This is a genomic window from Nocardia implantans (genome assembly GCF_035544775.1).
GTDB classification, from domain to species: Bacteria; Actinomycetota; Actinomycetes; order Mycobacteriales; family Mycobacteriaceae; genus Nocardia; species Nocardia implantans.
Genome location: NZ_JAYKYQ010000014.1, coordinates 151,970 through 170,523 on the forward strand (window position 1 = coordinate 151,970; position 18,554 = coordinate 170,523).

The 18,554-nt window shown below is 66.7% G+C and carries 18 protein-coding genes, 1 tRNA gene and 3 pseudogenes; 11 read left to right on the forward strand and 11 right to left on the reverse strand.

The window, feature by feature from the left end:
* Positions 1-159: 159 nt before the first annotated feature.
* Positions 160-510, reverse strand: coding sequence for a winged helix-turn-helix transcriptional regulator (locus U3653_RS28270; protein ID WP_195082950.1), 351 nt, complete (start codon positions 508-510; stop codon positions 160-162).
* 144 nt (positions 511-654) lie between these two features.
* On the opposite strand from U3653_RS28270, the gene U3653_RS28275 reads away from it, so the two are divergent.
* Positions 655-1,524 (forward strand): NAD(P)-dependent oxidoreductase, encoded by an 870-nt coding sequence (locus U3653_RS28275; protein WP_195082951.1) that lies wholly within the window; start codon positions 655-657, stop codon positions 1,522-1,524.
* Between the two features lie 133 nt (positions 1,525-1,657).
* A tRNA-Leu gene (locus U3653_RS28280) sits at positions 1,658-1,745 on the forward strand.
* Here the strand turns inward: U3653_RS28280 and U3653_RS28285 are convergent.
* Positions 1,724-2,128 carry a hypothetical protein gene (locus U3653_RS28285; protein ID WP_195082952.1) on the reverse strand — a complete coding sequence of 135 codons (405 nt, stop codon included), beginning with the start codon at positions 2,126-2,128 and terminating at the stop codon, positions 1,724-1,726. The genes U3653_RS28280 and U3653_RS28285 overlap by 22 nt on opposite strands.
* A 101-nt stretch (positions 2,129-2,229) precedes the next feature.
* Here U3653_RS28285 and U3653_RS28290 point away from each other — a divergent pair, with 101 nt between their 5' ends.
* The 3 genes and pseudogenes from U3653_RS28290 (at position 2,230) to U3653_RS28300 (ending at position 5,998) form a co-directional block, all read left to right on the forward strand.
* Positions 2,230-2,559, forward strand: a complete 330-nt coding sequence (locus U3653_RS28290; RefSeq protein WP_195082953.1) for an LLM class flavin-dependent oxidoreductase — start codon at positions 2,230-2,232, stop codon at positions 2,557-2,559.
* A 765-nt stretch (positions 2,560-3,324) separates the two neighbouring features.
* Positions 3,325-4,444: pseudogene (locus U3653_RS28295) on the forward strand (IS701 family transposase); the annotation flags it as partial.
* A gap of 363 nt (positions 4,445-4,807) precedes the next feature.
* The gene (locus U3653_RS28300; RefSeq protein ID WP_324722485.1) at positions 4,808-5,998 is read left to right on the forward strand and encodes a DUF3558 family protein; all 1,191 of its coding nucleotides are present in this window, start codon (positions 4,808-4,810) and stop codon (positions 5,996-5,998) included.
* A gap of 191 nt (positions 5,999-6,189) precedes the next feature.
* Here the strand turns inward: U3653_RS28300 and U3653_RS28305 are convergent.
* From U3653_RS28305 to U3653_RS28315, 3 genes and pseudogenes are all read right to left on the reverse strand, one after another.
* A pseudogene (locus U3653_RS28305) lies at positions 6,190-6,680 on the reverse strand (IS701 family transposase).
* A 21-nt stretch (positions 6,681-6,701) separates the two neighbouring features.
* Entirely contained in the window at positions 6,702-6,989 is a 288-nt protein-coding gene (locus U3653_RS28310; RefSeq protein ID WP_195082976.1) for a hypothetical protein, read from the reverse strand.
* Between the two features lie 272 nt (positions 6,990-7,261).
* Complete coding sequence (locus U3653_RS28315; protein ID WP_195082955.1) at positions 7,262-7,879, reverse strand: TetR/AcrR family transcriptional regulator; 618 nt, start codon at positions 7,877-7,879, stop codon at positions 7,262-7,264.
* 123 nt (positions 7,880-8,002) lie between these two features.
* Between U3653_RS28315 and U3653_RS28320 the strand changes: the two genes are divergently transcribed.
* The 5 genes from U3653_RS28320 (at position 8,003) to U3653_RS28340 (ending at position 13,354) form a co-directional block, all read left to right on the forward strand.
* Positions 8,003-9,415 (forward strand): FAD-binding oxidoreductase, encoded by a 1,413-nt coding sequence (locus U3653_RS28320; RefSeq protein WP_195082956.1) that lies wholly within the window; start codon positions 8,003-8,005, stop codon positions 9,413-9,415.
* A 34-nt stretch (positions 9,416-9,449) separates the two neighbouring features.
* Entirely contained in the window at positions 9,450-10,604 is a 1,155-nt protein-coding gene (locus U3653_RS28325; protein ID WP_195082957.1) for a glycosyltransferase, read from the forward strand.
* 33 nt (positions 10,605-10,637) lie between these two features.
* Positions 10,638-12,062, forward strand: coding sequence for a transposase (locus U3653_RS28330; protein ID WP_195082958.1), 1,425 nt, complete (start codon positions 10,638-10,640; stop codon positions 12,060-12,062).
* Positions 12,063-12,274: 212 nt separating this feature from the next.
* Positions 12,275-12,586, forward strand: a complete 312-nt coding sequence (locus tag U3653_RS28335) for a hypothetical protein (RefSeq protein WP_195082959.1) — start codon at positions 12,275-12,277, stop codon at positions 12,584-12,586.
* A gap of 519 nt (positions 12,587-13,105) precedes the next feature.
* Positions 13,106-13,354 carry a hypothetical protein gene (locus U3653_RS28340; protein WP_195082960.1) on the forward strand — a complete coding sequence of 83 codons (249 nt, stop codon included), beginning with the start codon at positions 13,106-13,108 and terminating at the stop codon, positions 13,352-13,354.
* A gap of 65 nt (positions 13,355-13,419) precedes the next feature.
* Here U3653_RS28340 and U3653_RS28345 read toward each other — a convergent pair whose 3' ends face one another.
* Together U3653_RS28345 and U3653_RS28350 are read right to left on the reverse strand one after the other, a co-directional pair.
* Positions 13,420-14,250, reverse strand: a complete 831-nt coding sequence (locus U3653_RS28345) for a phosphotransferase family protein (protein ID WP_195082961.1) — start codon at positions 14,248-14,250, stop codon at positions 13,420-13,422.
* A gap of 318 nt (positions 14,251-14,568) precedes the next feature.
* Positions 14,569-14,769, reverse strand: coding sequence for a hypothetical protein (locus U3653_RS28350; protein ID WP_195082962.1), 201 nt, complete (start codon positions 14,767-14,769; stop codon positions 14,569-14,571).
* Between the two features lie 902 nt (positions 14,770-15,671).
* Here U3653_RS28350 and U3653_RS28355 point away from each other — a divergent pair.
* Positions 15,672-16,562: an NAD(P)-dependent alcohol dehydrogenase gene (locus U3653_RS28355; protein ID WP_323124562.1), complete on the forward strand. Its 891-nt coding sequence runs from the start codon at positions 15,672-15,674 to the stop codon at positions 16,560-16,562.
* A 120-nt stretch (positions 16,563-16,682) separates the two neighbouring features.
* Here the strand turns inward: U3653_RS28355 and U3653_RS28360 are convergent.
* From U3653_RS28360 to U3653_RS28375, 4 genes and pseudogenes are all read right to left on the reverse strand, one after another.
* Positions 16,683-16,808, reverse strand: a pseudogene (locus tag U3653_RS28360) (arsenate reductase/protein-tyrosine-phosphatase family protein); the annotation flags it as partial.
* A 15-nt stretch (positions 16,809-16,823) separates the two neighbouring features.
* Complete coding sequence (locus U3653_RS28365; RefSeq protein WP_195082965.1) at positions 16,824-17,570, reverse strand: aquaporin; 747 nt, start codon at positions 17,568-17,570, stop codon at positions 16,824-16,826.
* Positions 17,567-17,944: an ArsR/SmtB family transcription factor gene (locus U3653_RS28370; RefSeq protein WP_195082966.1), complete on the reverse strand. Its 378-nt coding sequence runs from the start codon at positions 17,942-17,944 to the stop codon at positions 17,567-17,569. The genes U3653_RS28365 and U3653_RS28370 overlap by 4 nt, the downstream gene beginning before the upstream one ends.
* 77 nt (positions 17,945-18,021) lie before the next feature.
* Positions 18,022-18,552, reverse strand: coding sequence for an ArsI/CadI family heavy metal resistance metalloenzyme (locus U3653_RS28375; RefSeq protein ID WP_195082967.1), 531 nt, complete (start codon positions 18,550-18,552; stop codon positions 18,022-18,024).
* Positions 18,553-18,554 lie beyond the last annotated feature (2 nt).

Consider the following 18,554-nt stretch of genomic DNA (forward strand, 5'->3'; position numbering starts at 1 on the left):
CTTGCAAAAGTTGTGACGTGGAACATACGACGGCCCCGGTTAGGCGTCAATTACACGACGGATGCACAAAAGTAACTAAAGTTACCAACTAGTAGCTTGATCTTCCGCTCAATGGTGTTGCCCGGGTGAAACATTCACTTTTGAAGGATTCACTTTTGGTCACTGATGCACCCGCTCCGCCCCGATCCGATCGATCCGAGCGCGCCCCCATGCCCCCAGCGGCTCGAGCGCGGCGTTGAGCGCTGTGCCGATCTCGGTCAATCGGTACTCCACGCGCGGCGGCACTTCGCGGTAGACGGTTCTGCCGACGATGCCGTCCTCCTCGAGCTCCCGCAGCTGCTGGATGAGCATCTTCTCCGAGATGCCCGGCAACCCCTTGCGCAGCTCACCGAAGCGCCGAACCCCGTGGTTCTCCAGCTCCCAGAGGATCAGCGCCTTCCACTTGCCGCCGACGACATCCATCGCCGCGTCGATCCCGCAGAAATACGGCCCCGATCGCTTCGCACCCATCCTTCAGCCTCTCCGCCTTTTCACAAACCAATTGGTAAGTACCGGACAAAATAGTAGGTACTTGCCTCCGCGCCGGTCACCGAGCAGTCTGGAGCGCAGCGCGCTGACCAGGACCATTCCAATTTCTGAGGAGTTGAACCCGCAATGGCGGAGACCATGAAGACCCCGGTGACCATCCTGGGACTCGGCGCGATGGGCCGGGCGTTGGCCACGGCCTTCCTGAAGGCGGGCGTACCGACAACCGTCTGGAACCGCACTCCCCGCAAGGACACCGAACTGCTGGCCGCAGGGGCCGTCAGCACAACAACGATCGCAGAAGCGATCGACGCCGAGGGTCTCATCATCGCAGTGCTGCTCGACCACGCTTCGGTGCACGCCACCCTCGACCCGGTAGCCGACCGCCTGGCCGGACGGCAGCTGCTCAACCTGACCAGCACCGCCCCCGACGAGGCCCGCGAACTCGCCGCCTGGGCCGCCGAACACGACTGCGACTACCTCGACGGCGGCATCATGGCGGTGCCGCCCATGATCGGCCAGCCGGGCGCCTCCATCCTCTACAGCGGCTCCCGCGCGATCTTCGACTCGCATCGCGAAATCCTCGAATCAATCGCCGCTGCAGAATATTTCGGCGACGATGCGGGCCTCGCCTCGACCTACGACTTCGCCCTACTCGCCGCCATGTACGCCATGTTCGGCGGCTTCCTGCACGGCGCCGCCATGATGCGCTCCGTCGGCGTCCCCGCCGCCGATTTCGGCCGCCGAGCCGCCGCCTGGGTCAGCGCGATGGCCCAGTCCCTCCCGCACCAAGGCGCCGTCATCGACACCGCCACCTACACCGACCCCATCCAATCCATCGCCTTCCACAAAGCCGCCCTCGACGCGATCACCCGCGCCAGCCGCGCCGCCCACGTCACCCCGGACTTCGTCGCACCCCTGAAAACCCTCCTCGACCGCCAGGTAGCCGACGGCCGAGGCGCCCTTGGTTTCGAACGCACATTCGAAGAAATCCTCTGAATCGTCCGCGGGCCGCGCCACTCCCTCCCGGCGCGGCCCGCGCACTCCCCTCTGCTGAACGCTCAAGTTTTCCGAGGTCAGGCCGCGATTTGGTTCATCTGGAGTTGATCCGATAATCTTGCTGGGCACACCGGTCCGGGTGGCGGAATGGCAGACGCGCTAGCTTGAGGTGCTAGTGCCCTTTATCGGGCGTGGGGGTTCAAGTCCCCCTCCGGACACCAGTGCTAACCCCACAGGGGGCGGCATCAACGATTGCGAGTTGCTGTTGGTGCTGGTAGCGCACTTCTAAGGCCAGGGCTCGGTACAACCGAGTCTTCTCGGCCGGATCCCCCGCAGCGAGCACCGCGCGGATATCGCCCAGCGAGTCGATCAACTTTCGGATCTCGATACCAGTGAGTCGATTGATCTTGGGCAGGCTCTTCAACTCGGCTTGAGCTGCCGCTTTGTCCGCCTGTGCCGCGTTCATGGCCGTGACGAGGGCTTGCGGATCGACTCCGGCCTCGATGGCGGCGAGGTGACGCGCGAGTCGGGCCTCGGCGTCCGTGATCCGTTGTCGAAGCGTGCGTCGCTGAACGACGGTGTCATCGGTGTCTTGGGCGGCCACGAGCGCCGCGATCGAACGATGCGGTGGGTGGGTGTCGTCGTCGGGCCGATCGACCGCTGGCTGGCGAGCCGGCTCCCATCACGCAGCGGTCGAACGCGCGCATGGCGCTGCGTAACAGCGTCGAACTGGCACAGCTGGTCGACGACCTCGACTATCACCGGTACTGGGTACCCGAGCACCACGGAATGTCGGGCGTGGCCAGCGCGGCACCGGCAGTCGTCGTCGAACGCATCGCCTCGCTGGCACAGCGGATACGGGTCGGACACGTCGAGGGAAAGGATCCGCAGCTTCAATCCGTCGGATGCCCAGAGCGCTACTCGAGTTGCTGCTTCGAGGCATCGCGCCAAGGACGGTTGGCAGGCCGGAACGGTTGCCGCGATCCTGCGGCCGCATCATCTGTCAGCTCGGGCTTTCGGGGCAAACAACTCTGATGATGCCAGGCCCATCGCTGCCGTGGTTAACGCATCGGTTGCTGGGGCTAGCGCACACAATCGGCTCCCCCGCGCTTGAAGCATCCAGCGGGACAAAAGATTGCTGGGCGTCCAGCATGCCCAGAGCCAACTCGAAAGACTCGCAACACGTCTGGTACAGCGGGCGAAACCGCCATAGCTGTACCGGTTCTCGGACGAGTGGCCAGCACTAACCGGCCATCAGTGCACAGTCGGGCAGTGTGGCGGATGAATGGTCGGAGCCAAAGTCGTATACGGAATGTCGGAACTGTTGGCACCCGCAATCCGAGACCGTGTCTATCGTCCTCGCGATTCGCATTGGCGGATGAGCAATGACAGATCGGCGTCATGATGCGCGTGATCTGTTGCGACGGAACGTGGGCATGTCAGGCTCCTGACCACCCGTCCGCGATTCTCCCACCTTTCAGGCTATCTAACGCCGGGCGGCGCGATCGGCTACAGGAATCTCTGCACTCGAACACCCATAGCAGTCAGAGAAGTCAGAAAGCCATTGCGGGTGTCCCCTCTCGCGCACAAATTCCCGTCAGTCGTGACTACGCTGCACGCAACATGCACCGAAGCCGAGTTAACGTCAGCGAGGTCCGGCCAACCTGTACTCCGCACTGCCACCCGGGAGACTGGATTGGCAGGATTTGCCTTGGGTTCGGTAGGAGCAAGTAACTTTGAACTCCGATGCGCACACCGGGCCTAGTACTGCAACGGCAGTCAGTCCGGTAGCTTGCTGGGGTGGTCGTGGATGTTGTTGCAGCGGAGTTGGATTCGTTGCACGCGAGGATCGGTGGCCGTTTCGCCCGGTCGGAGCCGCGGGGCCGGGCGCGGGAGTACGTGACGGGGTTGGTGGCGCGCCGGGAGCGGAAGAACGGGTGGACGCTGGCCGAGCAAGCTGGTGAGGTGAGCCCGGACGGTATGCAGCGGTTGTTGCGGTGGGCGGATTGGGACATCGACGGTGTCCGTGACGACGTGCGCTCGTAGGTGGCCGAGCGGATCGGTGAGAAGGATGCGGTGCTGATCGCTGATGACCCGGGGTTCCTGAAGAAAGGCCTGCGGTCGGCGGGAGTGCAGCGCCAATACTCCGGCACGGCCGGACGCACGGAGAACTGCCAGATAGGGGTGTTCCTGGCGTATGCCTCCCGCCACGGCCACACCTTGGTGGATCGGGAGTTGTATCTACCGGAGTCCTGGACCACCGACCGCGACCGCTGCCGCGCGGCCGGGATTCCCGACGAGGTCGAGTTCGCGACCAAGCCGCGGCTGGTGATGGCCATGCTGGAACGGGCGGTGTCGGCGAAGGTGCCGTTCGGGTGGTTCACCGCGGATGAAGCCTATGGTCAGGTCAAATACCTGCGGGTATGGCTCGAACAACACGACATCGCCCAGGTGCTGGCCACTCGCCGCAACGACACCCTGGTCACGGGCATGTTCACCGAGGCCCGCGCTGATGAGCTGGTCGCCGCGCTGCCGGCACGAGCATGGCAGCGGATCTCCGCCGGTGCCGGTGCGCACGGACCCCGCGACTACGACTGGGCGCGGGTGCCGATCCGTATCGGCTGGGAACCCCGGGCGCGGGCACTGGCTGCTGGCGCGGCGCAGCATTACCGACCCCGCCCAGATCGCCTACTACGTCTGCTACGGGCCACGCCGGTCCACGATCGCTGATCTGGCGTGGATCGCGGGGTCGCGGTGGCGGATCGAGGAGTGTTTCCAGCAGGCCGAGAACGAAGCCGGGCTGGACCACTACCAGGTCCGCAGCTGGCGGGCCTGGTATGCCCACATCACCCTGTCCATGCTCGCCCTGGCCTGGCTCACCGGGGCGAAAGCCGTTGCCGCAAAAGGGGAACCACTGCCAGCGAAGAAGGCATATCGGCCTCACGCTACCGGAGATCCGACGCCTGACCATCGCTCTGGCCCTGGGCAGCGCTCGCTGCGCCCGCCACGTGTGGGCCTGGTCGAACTGGCGCCGACGACGACAACACCAAGCCCGCTTATCCCACTACCGACGACGAGTGCACCCACTCACCTGACTGCCGTCACAGTATTAGAAGGCCGTGCTTATCATCGGAACGATTGGTTTTGTTTCTGTATGAAAGGTTCTCATTGCACGTCCGCCTTTGCCTGAATCGGTTTTCGGTTGCCGGACAGGGCTGATACTGTGCGCTGATACCGGGGATGACACGCCTACGGTGACGATCGATATCGAGGCGGGTTCAGCATGTTCGAGAAGCTGATGAGGGCCGGATCGCGATCACAGCGAGGCATCGCGGTCATAGGGGCCGTAGTCGCCGTAAGTTGCTCGTGTGGCGGTACGACCGGGCCGCAGGATCCGTCCGGATACTCGGCACTACCCACATCGTGCGCTGAGATCGGCACCGCGGCGGGCGATGCGCTGCACCAATTCGCGGGCGCTCTGCCGACGGTGGATGCGCAGCCTGTCACCACGTCCAAGCTCGACAACGCGGCCGGGCAGACGCTCACCTGCACGGTCACCTACGAGGATCCGATTCCCCACCGCGGCAAGGCGTCCACACCCGAGCCTCTTTCGCGCACGGCGAAGATCGATCTCTGGGTGTGGACAACCCCAGCCGTGGTCGGGCAGACCACGACGTCCACCCAGACCGAACCCACCTCGGCAAGTGGAGCCCCGACACCCATACGCGGCATCGGCGATCACGCCGACATCATGACCCTGCCCCTGGGGAAGAACCAGGTTGCGGTGGCGGTGCGGACCAGGCTCGGAAACCTCGCCGTCAACGTCCACACCCGAGGCCTGAACTGGTCCGGGTCAAGTGGTACTCCGCCCACCGGCGACTCACCGGGATTGCGTAACGACCTCGCCTCCGGCGCCGAATCCATCGCGGCCGCACTCATCCACAATCTTTCGGCGAGCCTGCCGCGCAAGACGTTTCGGCCCGAGTCCGCGACCACCTCCGCTTCCGCCGTGACCACGGCCCCGGACCCCACGACACCCACTGCGCCCCGCCCGGTCTGGGATCCGTGTACGATCCCCGACGCCGACGTCACAGCAGCGGGCCTGAATCCACAGTCCAAGAAGACGGACATCCCGTACCCGGAGGCGAAACAGTGCCGGTGGACCGGCCCATCGTACGATGTGGCCGTATTCACCCGGGACAGTCGGTTCACAGACTGGGCCTACGAGGTTTTCACCCAACACCGGCCGGTCATGGTGGGCGATCGGCGTGCCTTGCTCGCCGTGCCCCGCGACGTACCCGGTGCGTCCTGCACCCTCCTGCTCGACATCCCCCAGGGCACACAGGATGGCATCAAGACCGGCGTCGTCGAGGTGCGCGCATCGACCGAAACCTCGGGCAACCTAGGCACCCTGTGCACCGAACTCACCCGCCTGGCAGTCCCTCTGACCCAGCACTTCCCCGTCGGCCGTTGACCCGGACACCGCACTGCGCGTGGGTCCAGCGGCTGAACATCGGCAACCAGCTGTGACAGAACAGGCAGTCGCAGAATCACAACATGCTCTTCACCTGCGCCACCCGATGACCCGAAAACACCGCCACCCATTACTGCAAGACATACCGGTTCATGGACGTCATGTTGGGGTACATCCAACCCGCACATCGACTACGGCCAGACCGAGGATCCGGCGTCATTGCGGGCGATGTCGTGTTGTTCGAGCCATACCCGCAAGTATTTGACCTGACCGTAGGCTTCGTCCGCGGTGAACCACCCAAACGGCACCCTCGCTGCCAGCACCCGTTCCAGCATGGCCATCACCAGACGCGGCTTGGTCGCGAACTCCACCTCGTCGGGAATGCCGGCGGCGCGGCAGCGGTCGCGGTCGGTGGTCCAGGACTCCGACAGATACAACTCCCGATCCACCAGGGCATGTCCGCGGCGAAAGGCATAGCCGAGGAACACCCGATCTGGCAGTTCTCCGTCCGCCCGGCCGTGCCGCAGTACTCGCGCTGCACCCTGGCCGAGCGGATGCCCTTCTTCAGAAACCCGGTGTCATCAGCGATCAACACCGCATCCCGGTCGCCGAGCCGCTCGGCCACATAGCCACGCACGTCGTCACGTACTCCATCGACGTCCCAGTCCGCCCCCCGCAACACCCCGCTGCATCCCGTCCGGACTCACCTAACCAGCCTGACCGCGTGCGCGGCGAGCAGGAACGCACGGCCACACCATTCGAAGATCAGGTACGGGAAACTGCTCGCGCTGTTCGAGGCGGACAACGGGGGTGGGCGAGTGGCGGCGGTGCCCGCAGTGGGCACAGACCTGAAATCTGGATGCTCGGCAGCGGTGACCACACCGCCCGGATCGCTGGGAGACTGGTGCTCCCGTTTGTTGCCGCCCATCATCTGAAGCCGCTGAATCCGTTGCAGCAGCTCAGACTTACCTGCGAACGCTTCAGCCGTCATCGCTGTACCCGGCTCCGCGAATCTCGATCAGTGTGGCGGTTATCGTCGCCGAGACCGACGAGCGAGCCCAATGGCTGGCCGGATCACTGAGGATGAAGAGCGCTCGGCGACGACAGGGCCGAGCGATACAACTGCCCAGCCCGGAAACCGCTGAAGCACATGAATATACGACGTCTGGAGACACGAACGACGAGCTGACCGGCGTGGTCGTCGGCTAACCCGCAACTGTGCCACCGGAATCAGCAGGCTGCCCGCGGGTTTTCGATCCGAACTCACTCCGTTGAGCGCCTGAGTGCGGCCAGCGCCTGCTCGGCGAGCCAGCGTTCGGCTCGGTCGAAGGTCCAGTCGTTGTCGTCGACCAGGGTGAAATAGCCGGAGTAGCCGAAGTAGAACCACAGAATGTCGGTGGCCTGTTCGACCGTGGTGTCCGGCGGCAGGCCGCCCACGTCGTTCAGCCGGAGCGCCAGCGCGGCGATGGCGTCGCGGTATCGCTTGGTGGCGATCCGCAGCGCGTCGCCCGCTTCGGCATTGTGCGGCGCGGTGGCGAGCACCACCCGCATGATGTCCCCGTAGTTCTCCCGCATCGATCGCACGGTGGCTGCCGCGTGCCGCACGATCTCACCCGGGTCGGTCAGCGTCTCCTGCCGCTCGAGCGTCTCGGCGACGACCGGCGCTTCACTCCACAGATCCACCAGCGTGCGCAAGAGGCCCTGCTTCCCGCCGCCGACCGCGTAGACGGTGGCGGGAGCGACGCGGGCCTGCTTGGCGATCTCGTCGACCGTGGTCGCGAAATAGCCCTGCCGGGCGAACAACTCGCGGGCGGCATCGATGATCGCGGCTCGGGTCGCTTCGGCGTACTCGGCCCGCCGGGACTTCGCAGGTTCGGTCATGGTCGCCTCAGCATAGCTCATCCCCAGATAACCGAGCCGTAGCTCATTGATCAGAGCTTGACTCTGATGAATATATCCTTACTCTGGAGCCTGCATCGGCCATCGCAAGATTCGAGGTGAATCGTGATCACACCGTCTCCGTTTCCGCTCGATCCACTTCTCGAGGCGTTGCACCGCACGGTCACGTCCGGGCAGGTCGCTACCTCGGGCGCCGGTTACGACGCCGGATGCGTCGTCTGGAACGGCGCCGTGCGGCATCGTCCCGCCGTCGTGCTGCGCTGCCGGACGCCCGCTGACGTGCAAGCGGGCGTCCGCGCGGCCCGCGACCATGGTGTGCCGCTCTCGGTTCGCGGCGGCGGCCACGACTGGGCCGGACGTGCACTGACCGACGGTGGCCTGACCCTGGACCTGTCGGACATGCGGCAGGTGCGGGTCGACCCGGACGCACGGGTGGCGTGGGTGTCCGGTGGCGCGAGCAGCGCCGAGGTCGCCGAAGCCGCGCACGCGTACGGCCTTGTCGCGGTCACCGGCACGGCGGGCTCGGTCGGGATGGTCGGCCTGTCCCTCGGCGGTGGATACGGTCCGCTCAGCGGGCGTTTCGGCCTCGCGGTGGACAATGTGCTTGCGGTCGACGTCGTGCTCGCCGACGGCTCGCTGGTGACGACGGACGCCGAGCGGGAGCCGGAACTGTTCTGGGCGGTCCGGGGCGGGGGCGGCAATTTCGGCGTCGTCACCGGGATGCGGATCCGGCTGCACGCCGTCGCTGCGCTGTTGTCCGGCATGATCATGTACCCCGCCGAGCAGGCGGGCACCGTGCTGGCCGGGCTCGCCGAGTACCTTCCCGCCTGCACTCCGGACGCACTAACCGTCCAGAGCGGCTTTGTGACCGGGCCGACCGGTTCGCCCGCCGTGTTCGTCGCGCCGACGTGGTGCGGCGCAGCCCGGACGGGCGAGCACGAGGTCGAAAGTTTCGCCCGCCTCGGTGATCCGCTCCTGGTCCACATCGGTCCCGTCACCCTCCCCGACCTGATGGCAGGCACCGACGCGCTGTTCCCGCCCGGCAGGCACATCGAGATCGATACGCGGACAGTCCCGGAACTGAGCCCCGCGGTACGCGACGTCCTGCAAGCCGGTGGTGGCGCGGCGACCTCACCGCTGTCCGCGGTCGCCTTGCACACGCTGCACGGCGCCGCCGCTCGAATCCCGGTCACCGACACCGCTTTCGGTAACCGCCACCCACATCTGACGGTCGAGGTGATCGCCGCGTGGGAGCCCGGCGACGCGGCCGAGCCGGCGCATCGCGCGTGGGCGGCGAACCTGGCGGACGCTCTGACGCCGGACGCACTGCCGGGCGGTTACCCCAATCTCCTCGGCCCCCGCGACACCGCCCGGATCGCCCACGCCTACGGCCCGAACACCACCCGGTTGCTCGCCGCCAAACGGCGGTACGACCCAGACGCCCTCTTCCACTCCATTCCCCTGCCCGCAGACGACCCGGACAGCACAGCATCGGCCACGCGCGTGTGCGCAGGCTAGCCGCCCGAATCGATCCGATTAGACAAAGGTTCTCATGCGTATTCTCTTCAGCGGCGTGCCCGCCTACGGGCATCTCCTGCCGCTCGCTCCCCTGATGGGCGCAGCGCTCGACGACGGCCACACCGTCGCCCTTCTCACCAGCGCCGGGATGGCCGACATGATCGCGGCCGAGTTGCCCTGCGGCGTGCAGCATCTGGCGGCCGGCCCCATGCCCTTGCAGTTCGCGGAGGAGACGGCGGAACGCACCGGCGCGGACGTCTTCCACCCCACACCGGCGACGATCGGCGAGATGTTCGGCGGCACCCGGTTGGATCGGACCGCCGACGCCGCGACGTCGGCCGCCCGGCGGTGGCGCCCCGACGTCATCCTGGCCGACGCCTTCGACACCGTGGGTCCCCTGCTCGCCGCGACCTTGGACATTCCGTGGCATCAGGTCGGTCTCGGTCCAGCTCTGCCCACCGTGATCGTCGACGAGATCGCCCGAACCGCCGCCACCCGCCATGCCGCCCGCGGGCTGGAACCGGTCGCCGCCCGCGGCTATATCGACCCCTGCCCGTCCGTCCTGCAGGAGCCCGGCTGGACATCTCCGATTCCCCGGCTACCGCTGCGCCCCCGAGCGCATCGGCGCCCGGGCGAGGCCACCGTACGGCTCGATCCGCCGCCCGCCGGACTCCCGCGCGTGCTCGTCACCTTCGGGACCATCTTCTCCGAACCGCATCTGCTGGACGCCGTCGTCGAGGCGGTGCGCCCGCAGCAGGTGGATGTCGTGGTGACCGAGGGGTTGTCGATCCACGATCCGGCGCGCGCAGCGCGGGAGGTCAGCAGCGAGCCGGTCGGCGACGCGGCGGGCACGTCGGTGCACCGCATCCCGTTCACTCCCCTGGCCGACTTGCTCCCCGACACCGACATCGTTATCAGCGCCGGCGGCTCCGGCACGGTACTGTCCGCCCTCACGCATGGTCTCCCGATGATCTTGTGGCCACAAGGCGCGGACCAGACGATCACCGCCGCCCGGGCCACCGCCGGCGGTGTCGCCCGCACCGTGCAAGATCCCGCGGAGATCACAACCGCCCTCGCGGCCGTGCTGGGAGACGACTCCTATCGGAATGCCGCGAGGAAAATCGCCGCCGAGATCGAGGACCTGCCCGGCCCGCGCGCCGTCCTCGCCGCAGTGCTCGACGCCCGCTGACCACCACGGCGCGCACACGAGAGCAACGTACAGGTGTTCGGTGCGTGCCGCTTCGCCCGCGCTGAATCGGCCGATGAGCTGCTGGTCCACAACCGCACCGGATACCGCATCAGCCTGCTCGAGGCATACAACCCTGACCTGTATCGACGGTGGAACGAGGGCTGCGCCAACGCAACTCGGCTATTCGAGGAGATCAGGACACACGGCTATCGGGGCAGCGAGAAGATGGTGCGCAACTACCTGCAGCCCTTCCGCGCCCTTGCGCACATCCCGGCCCCGCCACCCAAGCCACCGACCGTCCGGAAAGTCGCCAGCTGGATCATGACCGACCCCGACGCCCTCGCTCCCGGGCATCGGGCCCGCCTCGACGCGATCCTGGCCGCCAGCCCGCAACTTGCCGCGTTGACCGGGCATGTCCGCGATTTCGCCGAGATCATGGCCCAGCGGCGCGGGCGAGATCTCGAACAGTGGATGACCGCCGTCGACAACGATGACCAGCCAGCCCTGCACTCGTTCGTCCGAGGCTTGCGCCGCGACCAGGACGCGGTCACCGCCGGGCTGACCATGTCTTGGAGCAGCGGAACAGTCGAAGGGCACGTCAACCGCATCAAGAATGCTCAAACGGCACGTCATGTGGTGGCATCCGAACGAGTGAGCGCGATGCAGCGGCTGTTGGTGGGACACGTCGGGTTGAAACATGGTCTGGTCTGGGTCGCCGACGATGGTGACGCGGTGGCGGTGTGGACTGATCCCGACACGGAACGGGCTGCGGCTATCGGCGCAAGGCAGGGGTTTGGTAACGCCATCGTATTGCCCGGCATGAAAGCCGCCGAGCAGGCCGGTGTCCCTAACTTTTTAAAAATCTCGGATGAGCGCAACCTCCGGTTCTACCGGCGGCTCGGCTTCGAAGTGACTGCCGAGGTGGCCGCGACACACGGGCACCTGACCTTGCACCGCGTGCGCGTCTGTGGTCATGAAACCCCAAACTTCGGGAGGTCGCCGGGTTCAGGAATGAGTCGGCGGAATATGGAAGCGCTCGTGATTGTGGAAGCGGCTGTGGTCATGAATGCAACTGGGGTCACTGATGCGCAACCCGTTGCGTACGCGCGTCTTCTCATCGATGCAAAAGCCGTCATCCCGAGTCGGCGGCGCCTCGGCAGTCGCCGTCACCGCGCTCGGCGCCCCGATCGCGGCGGCAATCAGCGCTACAACCAGGGTGCGGCGTACCGGCGCGGCAGTCGCGGGAATCGTTCGCCCCATTGGGTTCCTTCCGTTGCGGGATCTCACACCGTTCTATCAGCGCAGGCAGCATGGCAACACCCGCCGATTCCAGGGGCGACTCGACGATCATCGACCGCGGCCCTCCCCATCGACCGGTCAGATCCCCCGTCCAGTACGGCGAGTTGGGCTCGCACTTGTGCCTACAGCGACGAATCTCATTCCAGCGAAGCTGGATAGGCCGTCCACGTCGCGGCCGTCTTGTCGGAACAACGGCTTTGGCTCGCTTTCGGTGGCTCGAGGTGATGGTCTGACGGCACGATGCCTTGGTCGATCGGTACCAGCGGGGCACCACCCGGCTGACCGGTCAGGTGCGGGCAGTCGTGAGCGCAGCCGCGCAATGGTAATTGGACTACAGCCTCGTCGAAACCGGGGAAAGGAACTGGGCGGGCATGTGGTCACGTGACACCGGCGGGCGCAAGCCGACCGGCCATCGTGTCCTGCTCGGGGTCTTCCGGCGCATCACAATCCCGCGCGCCGACCCCACCGCCCCCGCAGTACTGAACCCCACCAACCACCGTGACCTCGCCATCATCCTCGACAACATCCGCACGCAGACAACAGGCGCGCACATCGGCGACGCGATCGACGCGGCCGGACTGACCCACAGCCCGCGCTCCGGCGTCCAGACCACCGCAGGCGCATCAACCACCTACGGCGCCGCCGTGTCGCAGAACGCGCCGGATGTAAGTCTCGACGCCTGACCGCAACCTGCACACCCCCGCCCACGGCGCGGCCTCGCTGCGGCACTGTCGGGTCGTGCATGGAAGTTCCACCAACCTCTCGTCTGGCGTTCAGCTCGACAACCGATCGGGGCGTCGTGCGCTCCAATAGCCAGTCCGCCAGTGGCACTCGGCCTGCCCCATCCGGCGTCCATCCGCCAGCCACGACCATCAGGCCGCCATCGAACCGCCCGACCGACCGGCGCCGCGACACAGCCGACAACCCCGCAACCCGCCACAGCCCATCCCGCGACGCAGACGCCCCACACCACTGGCCCCGCGAAACCCGCGCAGCAAATGAGCGGCGGAGTCATCCCGGCATGCACGGAAAACTGGTCTGCCCACGCGCACGTCACCACGCTGTCGCTGGCCGAGATCGCCGCGGAACAGATCCCTCGACAGTGCCCTCTTCCCGCAACGGCCACAGCACACCCCGCAGTTCCTACGACACCACCGGACAGACGTACCGGGGTGATCATCTTGCGGTGCTGACAGCGCGCCGTGCACGCACTCATCACAGCGCTCGACCACGAAGGGCTCATCCCACTACCGCCTGACTGCACCATCCCGGCGGACGCTGCCCTTTTCAATCATCCCATCGGCTTCGACCATGAACTCTCCCCAGCCGTCGCGCCCGCGATCTCGCAGATCACAGCACAGATGCACCGTGAGATCACCGACCACATCGCCGCCGGTACCGTCCCCGCATCGGTATCGACCTGCGGCACCTTCGGTGCCATCTCGACGTGACCGCGCTCGCGCGCGGTTGTCAGTGGCCAGTCGAGAATCCCCACTGGCGGCCACTTGGTGGGAAGCTATCTGACCACCGAAGCTATCGTGCGGCGCCGGTCTGATGACGGAGTGCGGCGTGACCGGATGTCGCGTTCTCGTCGATCTCGCATCGCCTGGGTTCTCAGCACGTCGACTTCGCAGCCTGGCGAGGTCGGGTCGAAGCCGTGCTCGACTAGCCAGCGGACCCCCAGCAGGCTTCGCAACGACCACCATGCGCGGATCACATCGAGGTCGACGTCGGTGCCGTAGCCGGCGACGACGTCGGCAAGGCGCTCCTCGTGTCCGAGCGTCAAAGTGGCGAGGTCGTAGAGGGCATCGCCCTGGCCCGCCTCCGACCAATCGATCACGCCGGTGATCTCGTCACCGATGGCGAATACGTGGCTGACTTGCAGATCGCCGTGCGTGAACACCGGGGTCCACGGCCTGAGCGCGGCTTCGGCGGCTCGGCGGTTACGTGCGACCAGGTCGGGGGGAAGGACGTCGTTCGTGACGAGCCACGCGCATTCGACGTCGAGCTGCGCCGCCAACTCGTCGAGACCCCGGCCGCTGTGGCCGGGCCAGGGTGGCAGCGGTGCGTCGTGCAGCCTCCGTATGGCGGCACCCGCGGCGGCCCATGCCGCCGGCGACGCGGCCGACGGCTCGCCGAGGCGGCCGAGTGCCCTTCCTGGGATGGCGGCGAGCGCGAGCACAGGCGGTTTACGCCACAGGATCTCTGGGGTTGGGATCGGCGCCCTGGCCATCGCTTCGACCTCTGCGTCGGTGCGTGTCTGATCGGCGTCGATCTTCAGGAAAACGTCGCCGGCGCGCAGGGTCGCGCGCTCGTGATGGGCGACGATAACTTCGACCTCTTCCACGCTGGAGATTGTCATGGCGGTGACCCCTGATGTCGCGTGGTTTGTGTTTCAGGTGACCGGCCGGGCTTCGCGGAGAGCGGTCCGAAAGACGGCCTGCAATGGGCATCGCCGAGCGTTGCTAGCAGTGTGCCGGATCGCGCCAGCTGGCCACCTGTGAGGATTCGGAACAGGCCGTCCATGGGAACTCTCGCTGGCCGCTTCCACCGGATCTGACCACGGCATGTGTGCAGTTGGCCGGCGAGCCTTTGCCCGAGATCATCGACGCCGTCCCCGTTCTGCTGGATGTGTGGGTGCGCGCCGGTCGCCCCACGGTGCTGGTCACCTCGATCCGCCCCAGGCCCGCTCGCCGAGCACGACACCGACATCGAGTTGAGCAACGGCGTCCGGATTCTGGCGACCGACGGTGGTGTCCTGGTCACCAGCACCGACCATCGAGTCTTGAGCTTCCTCGACGTGATCGACCCCGACCATCTCGACCTCGCGATCGACCCGCCGACCACCCCACGCACTGATCCACACCCTCTGTCCCCCACTGCGCCGTGCCGCTGAGCTCGCTGTCGCTGCAAGAGGCTGCTGTGACGGCGAAACCACCTGTCGCAGCCGCAGATTCTTCGCTGATCCATCATTCAGGAGGCCCTGTGCCGATCGCTTCTCCCGCCGCCCTGCGCCTCTCCGTCGCAGTGCGCGATCTGCTCACCATGCACCCGAGCCTGCACTGCCCGAACCTGTGGATCGGGTCCACCGCCCACAGCCTTGTCGGATGTGTCGAGGATGGACCGCGCTGCTCGACGGTGCCCGCCCGCACTCCGCGGGCCGGTCGCGGTGGCGCAGTGGCTACCGGTTCGTTTCCGTCATCGGGCCCAGCGGCGCGCCGATCTTGATCCGCGACTATTGCACGACACGGCTGGGACTCGACCGTGGCGAACGCGACCGGCTGCTCAGCGAGCCCGAGACCACCACCGGCGCATTGAATTACCTGAACTCACTCATCGTCTCCGCAGAACACCGGCTCGAGTGCCCCCAAACGACGACTGACCGTGCGGCTGCGTGCTGGTGTGCAGAGGTGTCCATTGGTTGGCGTCGATTCCGAATTCGCCTCCGGGCCCGATCATGAATCCGTAGCCCATGGATACGCGGCAGTCGCCGGCCGGAAAGCACCACCCGTCCGTGCCCCGGTCCTCGGGGAAGCCGGCTTCGAGAACACGCGGGCCGCCCTCCCTGAGAACATGAGATGCGTTATGTCGCAAAGATCTCGCTCGCGCCGAATGCCGACGCACAGTTCGCCGGTCGCGGGGCGGCCCGCCGACTAGACTTTCTCACGTGTCACGCTGTCGCTCGATCCTCCGCGCCGGTATCGCATGAGGGCCGTCGTGTACGACCGCTACGGCGGCCCCGAGGTGCTATCGATCGCGGATACCCCAATGCCGTCTCCGGCGCCGAAACAGGTTCTGGTCCAGGTGCACGCGACGTCGATCAACCTCTCCGACTGGGAGACACTGCGGGGGACGCCGCTGTATTCGCGCATCGGCGGCCTCCGGACTCCCGGTCGCCCGGTTCTCGGATCCGATATCGCCGGACGGGTCGAAGCCGTCGGCTCCGAGGTCACCCTGTTCGCACCCGGTGACGAGGTCTACGGCGACAATCTGATGCTCAAGGGCGGATTCGCTGAATATGCCGTGGCTCCTGAATCGGCGCTGGCCCACAAACCGGCGTCGCTGAGCTTCGCCGAAGCATCGACCCTGCCCCAAGCCGGGGCGATCGCACTACAGGGCACGGCCGATATCGCTGCCGGAATGTCGGTGTTGATCAACGGAGCGGGCGGCGGATCCGGAGCGTTCGCAATCCAGTTGGCCAAGAACGCCGGTGCGCACGTGACCGCGGTCGACAACGCCGACAAGCTGGCGTTCATGCGCACGCTCGGCGCAGACGAGGTTATCGACTATCGCGTCGAGAACTTCACCCGAACCGGACCATACGACCGAGTACTCGACCTGGTCGCCCACCGGTCGGTCTTCGCCTACCGCAGGTCGGTCGCCCGCGGCGGCCGGTACCGCTGCGTCGGCGGCACCACAAGCGCGTTGCTGCGGATGACGACGGTCGGCGTGCTCGCCGGATTGGTGACCGGGCGTTCTCTCGGAGTCCTCGCGGTGAAGGAAGGGCCCGCGCACTTCACACCCCTCGCGGAGGCATGTGTCGCAGGACGGATCGGAATCCACATCGACCACACCTTCCCACTCGACGAGACCGCCAAAGCGCTGTCCCACGTAGGTACGGGACGCGCCCTCGGCAAAGTAGTGGTCCAGATCCGCTGATTTGCGGGTGCTGCTGCTTCAGGGATGTCCGGTTTGATCAATTCGTTGGCGCCCGATATTCGGCATGAGCGCGCACTCGAGTTCCCTTCTGCCTGCCGCTAGGCTGACGCGGGTTCGTCGTGGTGCGGAGCCGGTGAAGCGGACTTCGACGGCGTCGCCGGCGAGGTGGGTGAGGAAGGCTTGGGCCATTTGTGAGCGTCCGGCGTTGTGGACGCAGACGAACAGCACGCTGGGTGTGGGGAGCATTGCCGGAGAGGGCCTTCAGTCGGCGACGGTCGGCGTGGTGGTGGTGTCGTGGGGGACGACGGCATTGTCGGCGCCGGCCGCGGTCGCGGTGGTCGGATAGAGGGCGGCGATCAGCGCCAGGCCCAGGAGCGCGCCGAGGATTTGGGCGGTGATGAATCCCGGCGCGGAGGTGGGGGCGATTCCGGCGAAGGTGTCGGTGAACACGCGTCCGATGGTGACGGCGGGGTTGGCGAAGGAGGTGGAGCTGGTGAACCAGTAGGCCGCCCCGATGTAGGCGGCGACCGCCGCGGCCGAGAGCGCGGCGCGGCCGGATCGGTCGAGGGCGAAGACGACCGCGATGAGTCCGGCGGTGGCGACGACTTCGCCGAGCAGGTGGCCGCTGGTGATGCGGTGATGGGTGGAGATCTGTAGGGCGGGTTGGTCGAACATGGCGTGGGCGAGGGCCGCGCCGAAGACGGCGCCGATGGTTTGGGCGGCGAGGTAGCCGCCGAGGTCGCGGCCGGTCAGTCCGGTGCCATGGTGGCGGCCCAGCAGCCAGTCGGCGGCGGAGACGGCGGGGTTGAAGTGCGCGCCGGAGACGGGTCCGAAGACCACGATCAGCACCGCGAGCCCGAACACGGTCGCGGTGGAGTTCTCCAGCAGCTGCAACCCGACATCCCCCGGCGAAAGCTGCTGGGCGGCGATGCCCGAGCCGACTACGACGGTGACCAGCAGCGCGGTCCCGACGAACTCCGCCAGCAACCGCCGCGCCCGGTCGTTCATCGGGTGACCGCCGCGGGGGCGGTGCTGTCGAGCAGCTGGGCGAGCTCGCGTAGAGCGGCGGGTTCGATGCGGTAGTAGACCCACGACCCGCGCCGCTCACTGCTGAGCAACCCGGCCTCACGCAGGACTTTCAGGTGGTGGGAGATGGTGGGTTGGCCGACGTCGAAGCCTGCGGAGATGTCGCAGACGCAGGCTTCCTGCCCGGCGTGGCTGGCGATCACCGACAGCAACCGCAACCGCACCGGATCCGACAATGCCTTGAAGACGCCGGCCAGCTCGGTGGCGGCCTCGGCGGTCAGTGGTTGGCGGACCAGGGGCGTGACCTCACACGAGGATGAGGTCACGCCGATCAGCGGCAACTTCGGTTTCGACACACATCGATATTGATGGATATCGAAACCGTGGGCAAGCGAACACCTGGTGAACTCCCCGGCAGCCGCCGCGCCAAGGATCAGCTGCAGCAGGTGGCACCCGAGGCGATCGCTTCCTTCTTCGCCGCCGGGGTGCAGCACGCGCCCTCGGCCGCGGCTTCCTCGGCGGTGCCGCAGCACGCCTGGACCGCCTCGGCGTCCGACGGTGTGGCCGCGCCGGTGAGTTCGGGCGCCGTACCGAAGGTTTCGCTGTCGGCCAGGACGGTGTAGACCTCCCAGCGCTCCTTGTCCGGTGCGGTGATCCAGACCTTGTGCTGGGTGGCGAAGCAACAGGTTGTGGCGAGCTGTTCTTCGGTGAACAACCCGGCTTCGGACAGGCGGGCGATCTCGGCGTGCACCTTCTCGGAGGTTTCGACCTCGACGCCGAGGTGGTTGACGCTGCCGCCGTGGCCGGGATTCTCGATCAGCACCAGTTTCAGCGGTGGATCGGTGACGGCGAAGTTGGCGTAACCAGGCTTGCGTTTGGCGGGCTCCGTCGCGAACAGGGTCGAGTAGAACGCCACGGCCTGGTCGATGTCGTCGACGTTCAGGGCGAGTTGGATGCGGGACATGA

What these genes read in the sequence shown, in the direction of transcription:
- U3653_RS28270 (WP_195082950.1), bottom strand. Translation starts at nt 510, where the DNA reads ATGGGTGCGAAGCGATCGGGGCCGTATTTCTGCGGGATCGACGCGGCG.
- U3653_RS28275 (WP_195082951.1), top strand. Translation starts at nt 655, where the DNA reads ATGGCGGAGACCATGAAGACCCCGGTGACCATCCTGGGACTCGGCGCG.
- U3653_RS28290 (WP_195082953.1), top strand. Translation starts at nt 2,230, where the DNA reads ATGGCGCTGCGTAACAGCGTCGAACTGGCACAGCTGGTCGACGACCTC.
- U3653_RS28300 (WP_324722485.1), top strand. Translation starts at nt 4,808, where the DNA reads ATGTTCGAGAAGCTGATGAGGGCCGGATCGCGATCACAGCGAGGCATC.
- U3653_RS28310 (WP_195082976.1), bottom strand. Translation starts at nt 6,989, where the DNA reads ATGACGGCTGAAGCGTTCGCAGGTAAGTCTGAGCTGCTGCAACGGATT.
- U3653_RS28315 (WP_195082955.1), bottom strand. Translation starts at nt 7,879, where the DNA reads ATGACCGAACCTGCGAAGTCCCGGCGGGCCGAGTACGCCGAAGCGACC.
- U3653_RS28325 (WP_195082957.1), top strand. Translation starts at nt 9,450, where the DNA reads ATGCGTATTCTCTTCAGCGGCGTGCCCGCCTACGGGCATCTCCTGCCG.
- U3653_RS28335 (WP_195082959.1), top strand. Translation starts at nt 12,275, where the DNA reads ATGTGGTCACGTGACACCGGCGGGCGCAAGCCGACCGGCCATCGTGTC.
- U3653_RS28355 (WP_323124562.1), top strand. Translation starts at nt 15,672, where the DNA reads ATGCCGTCTCCGGCGCCGAAACAGGTTCTGGTCCAGGTGCACGCGACG.
- U3653_RS28365 (WP_195082965.1), bottom strand. Translation starts at nt 17,570, where the DNA reads ATGAACGACCGGGCGCGGCGGTTGCTGGCGGAGTTCGTCGGGACCGCG.
- U3653_RS28375 (WP_195082967.1), bottom strand. Translation starts at nt 18,552, where the DNA reads ATGTCCCGCATCCAACTCGCCCTGAACGTCGACGACATCGACCAGGCC.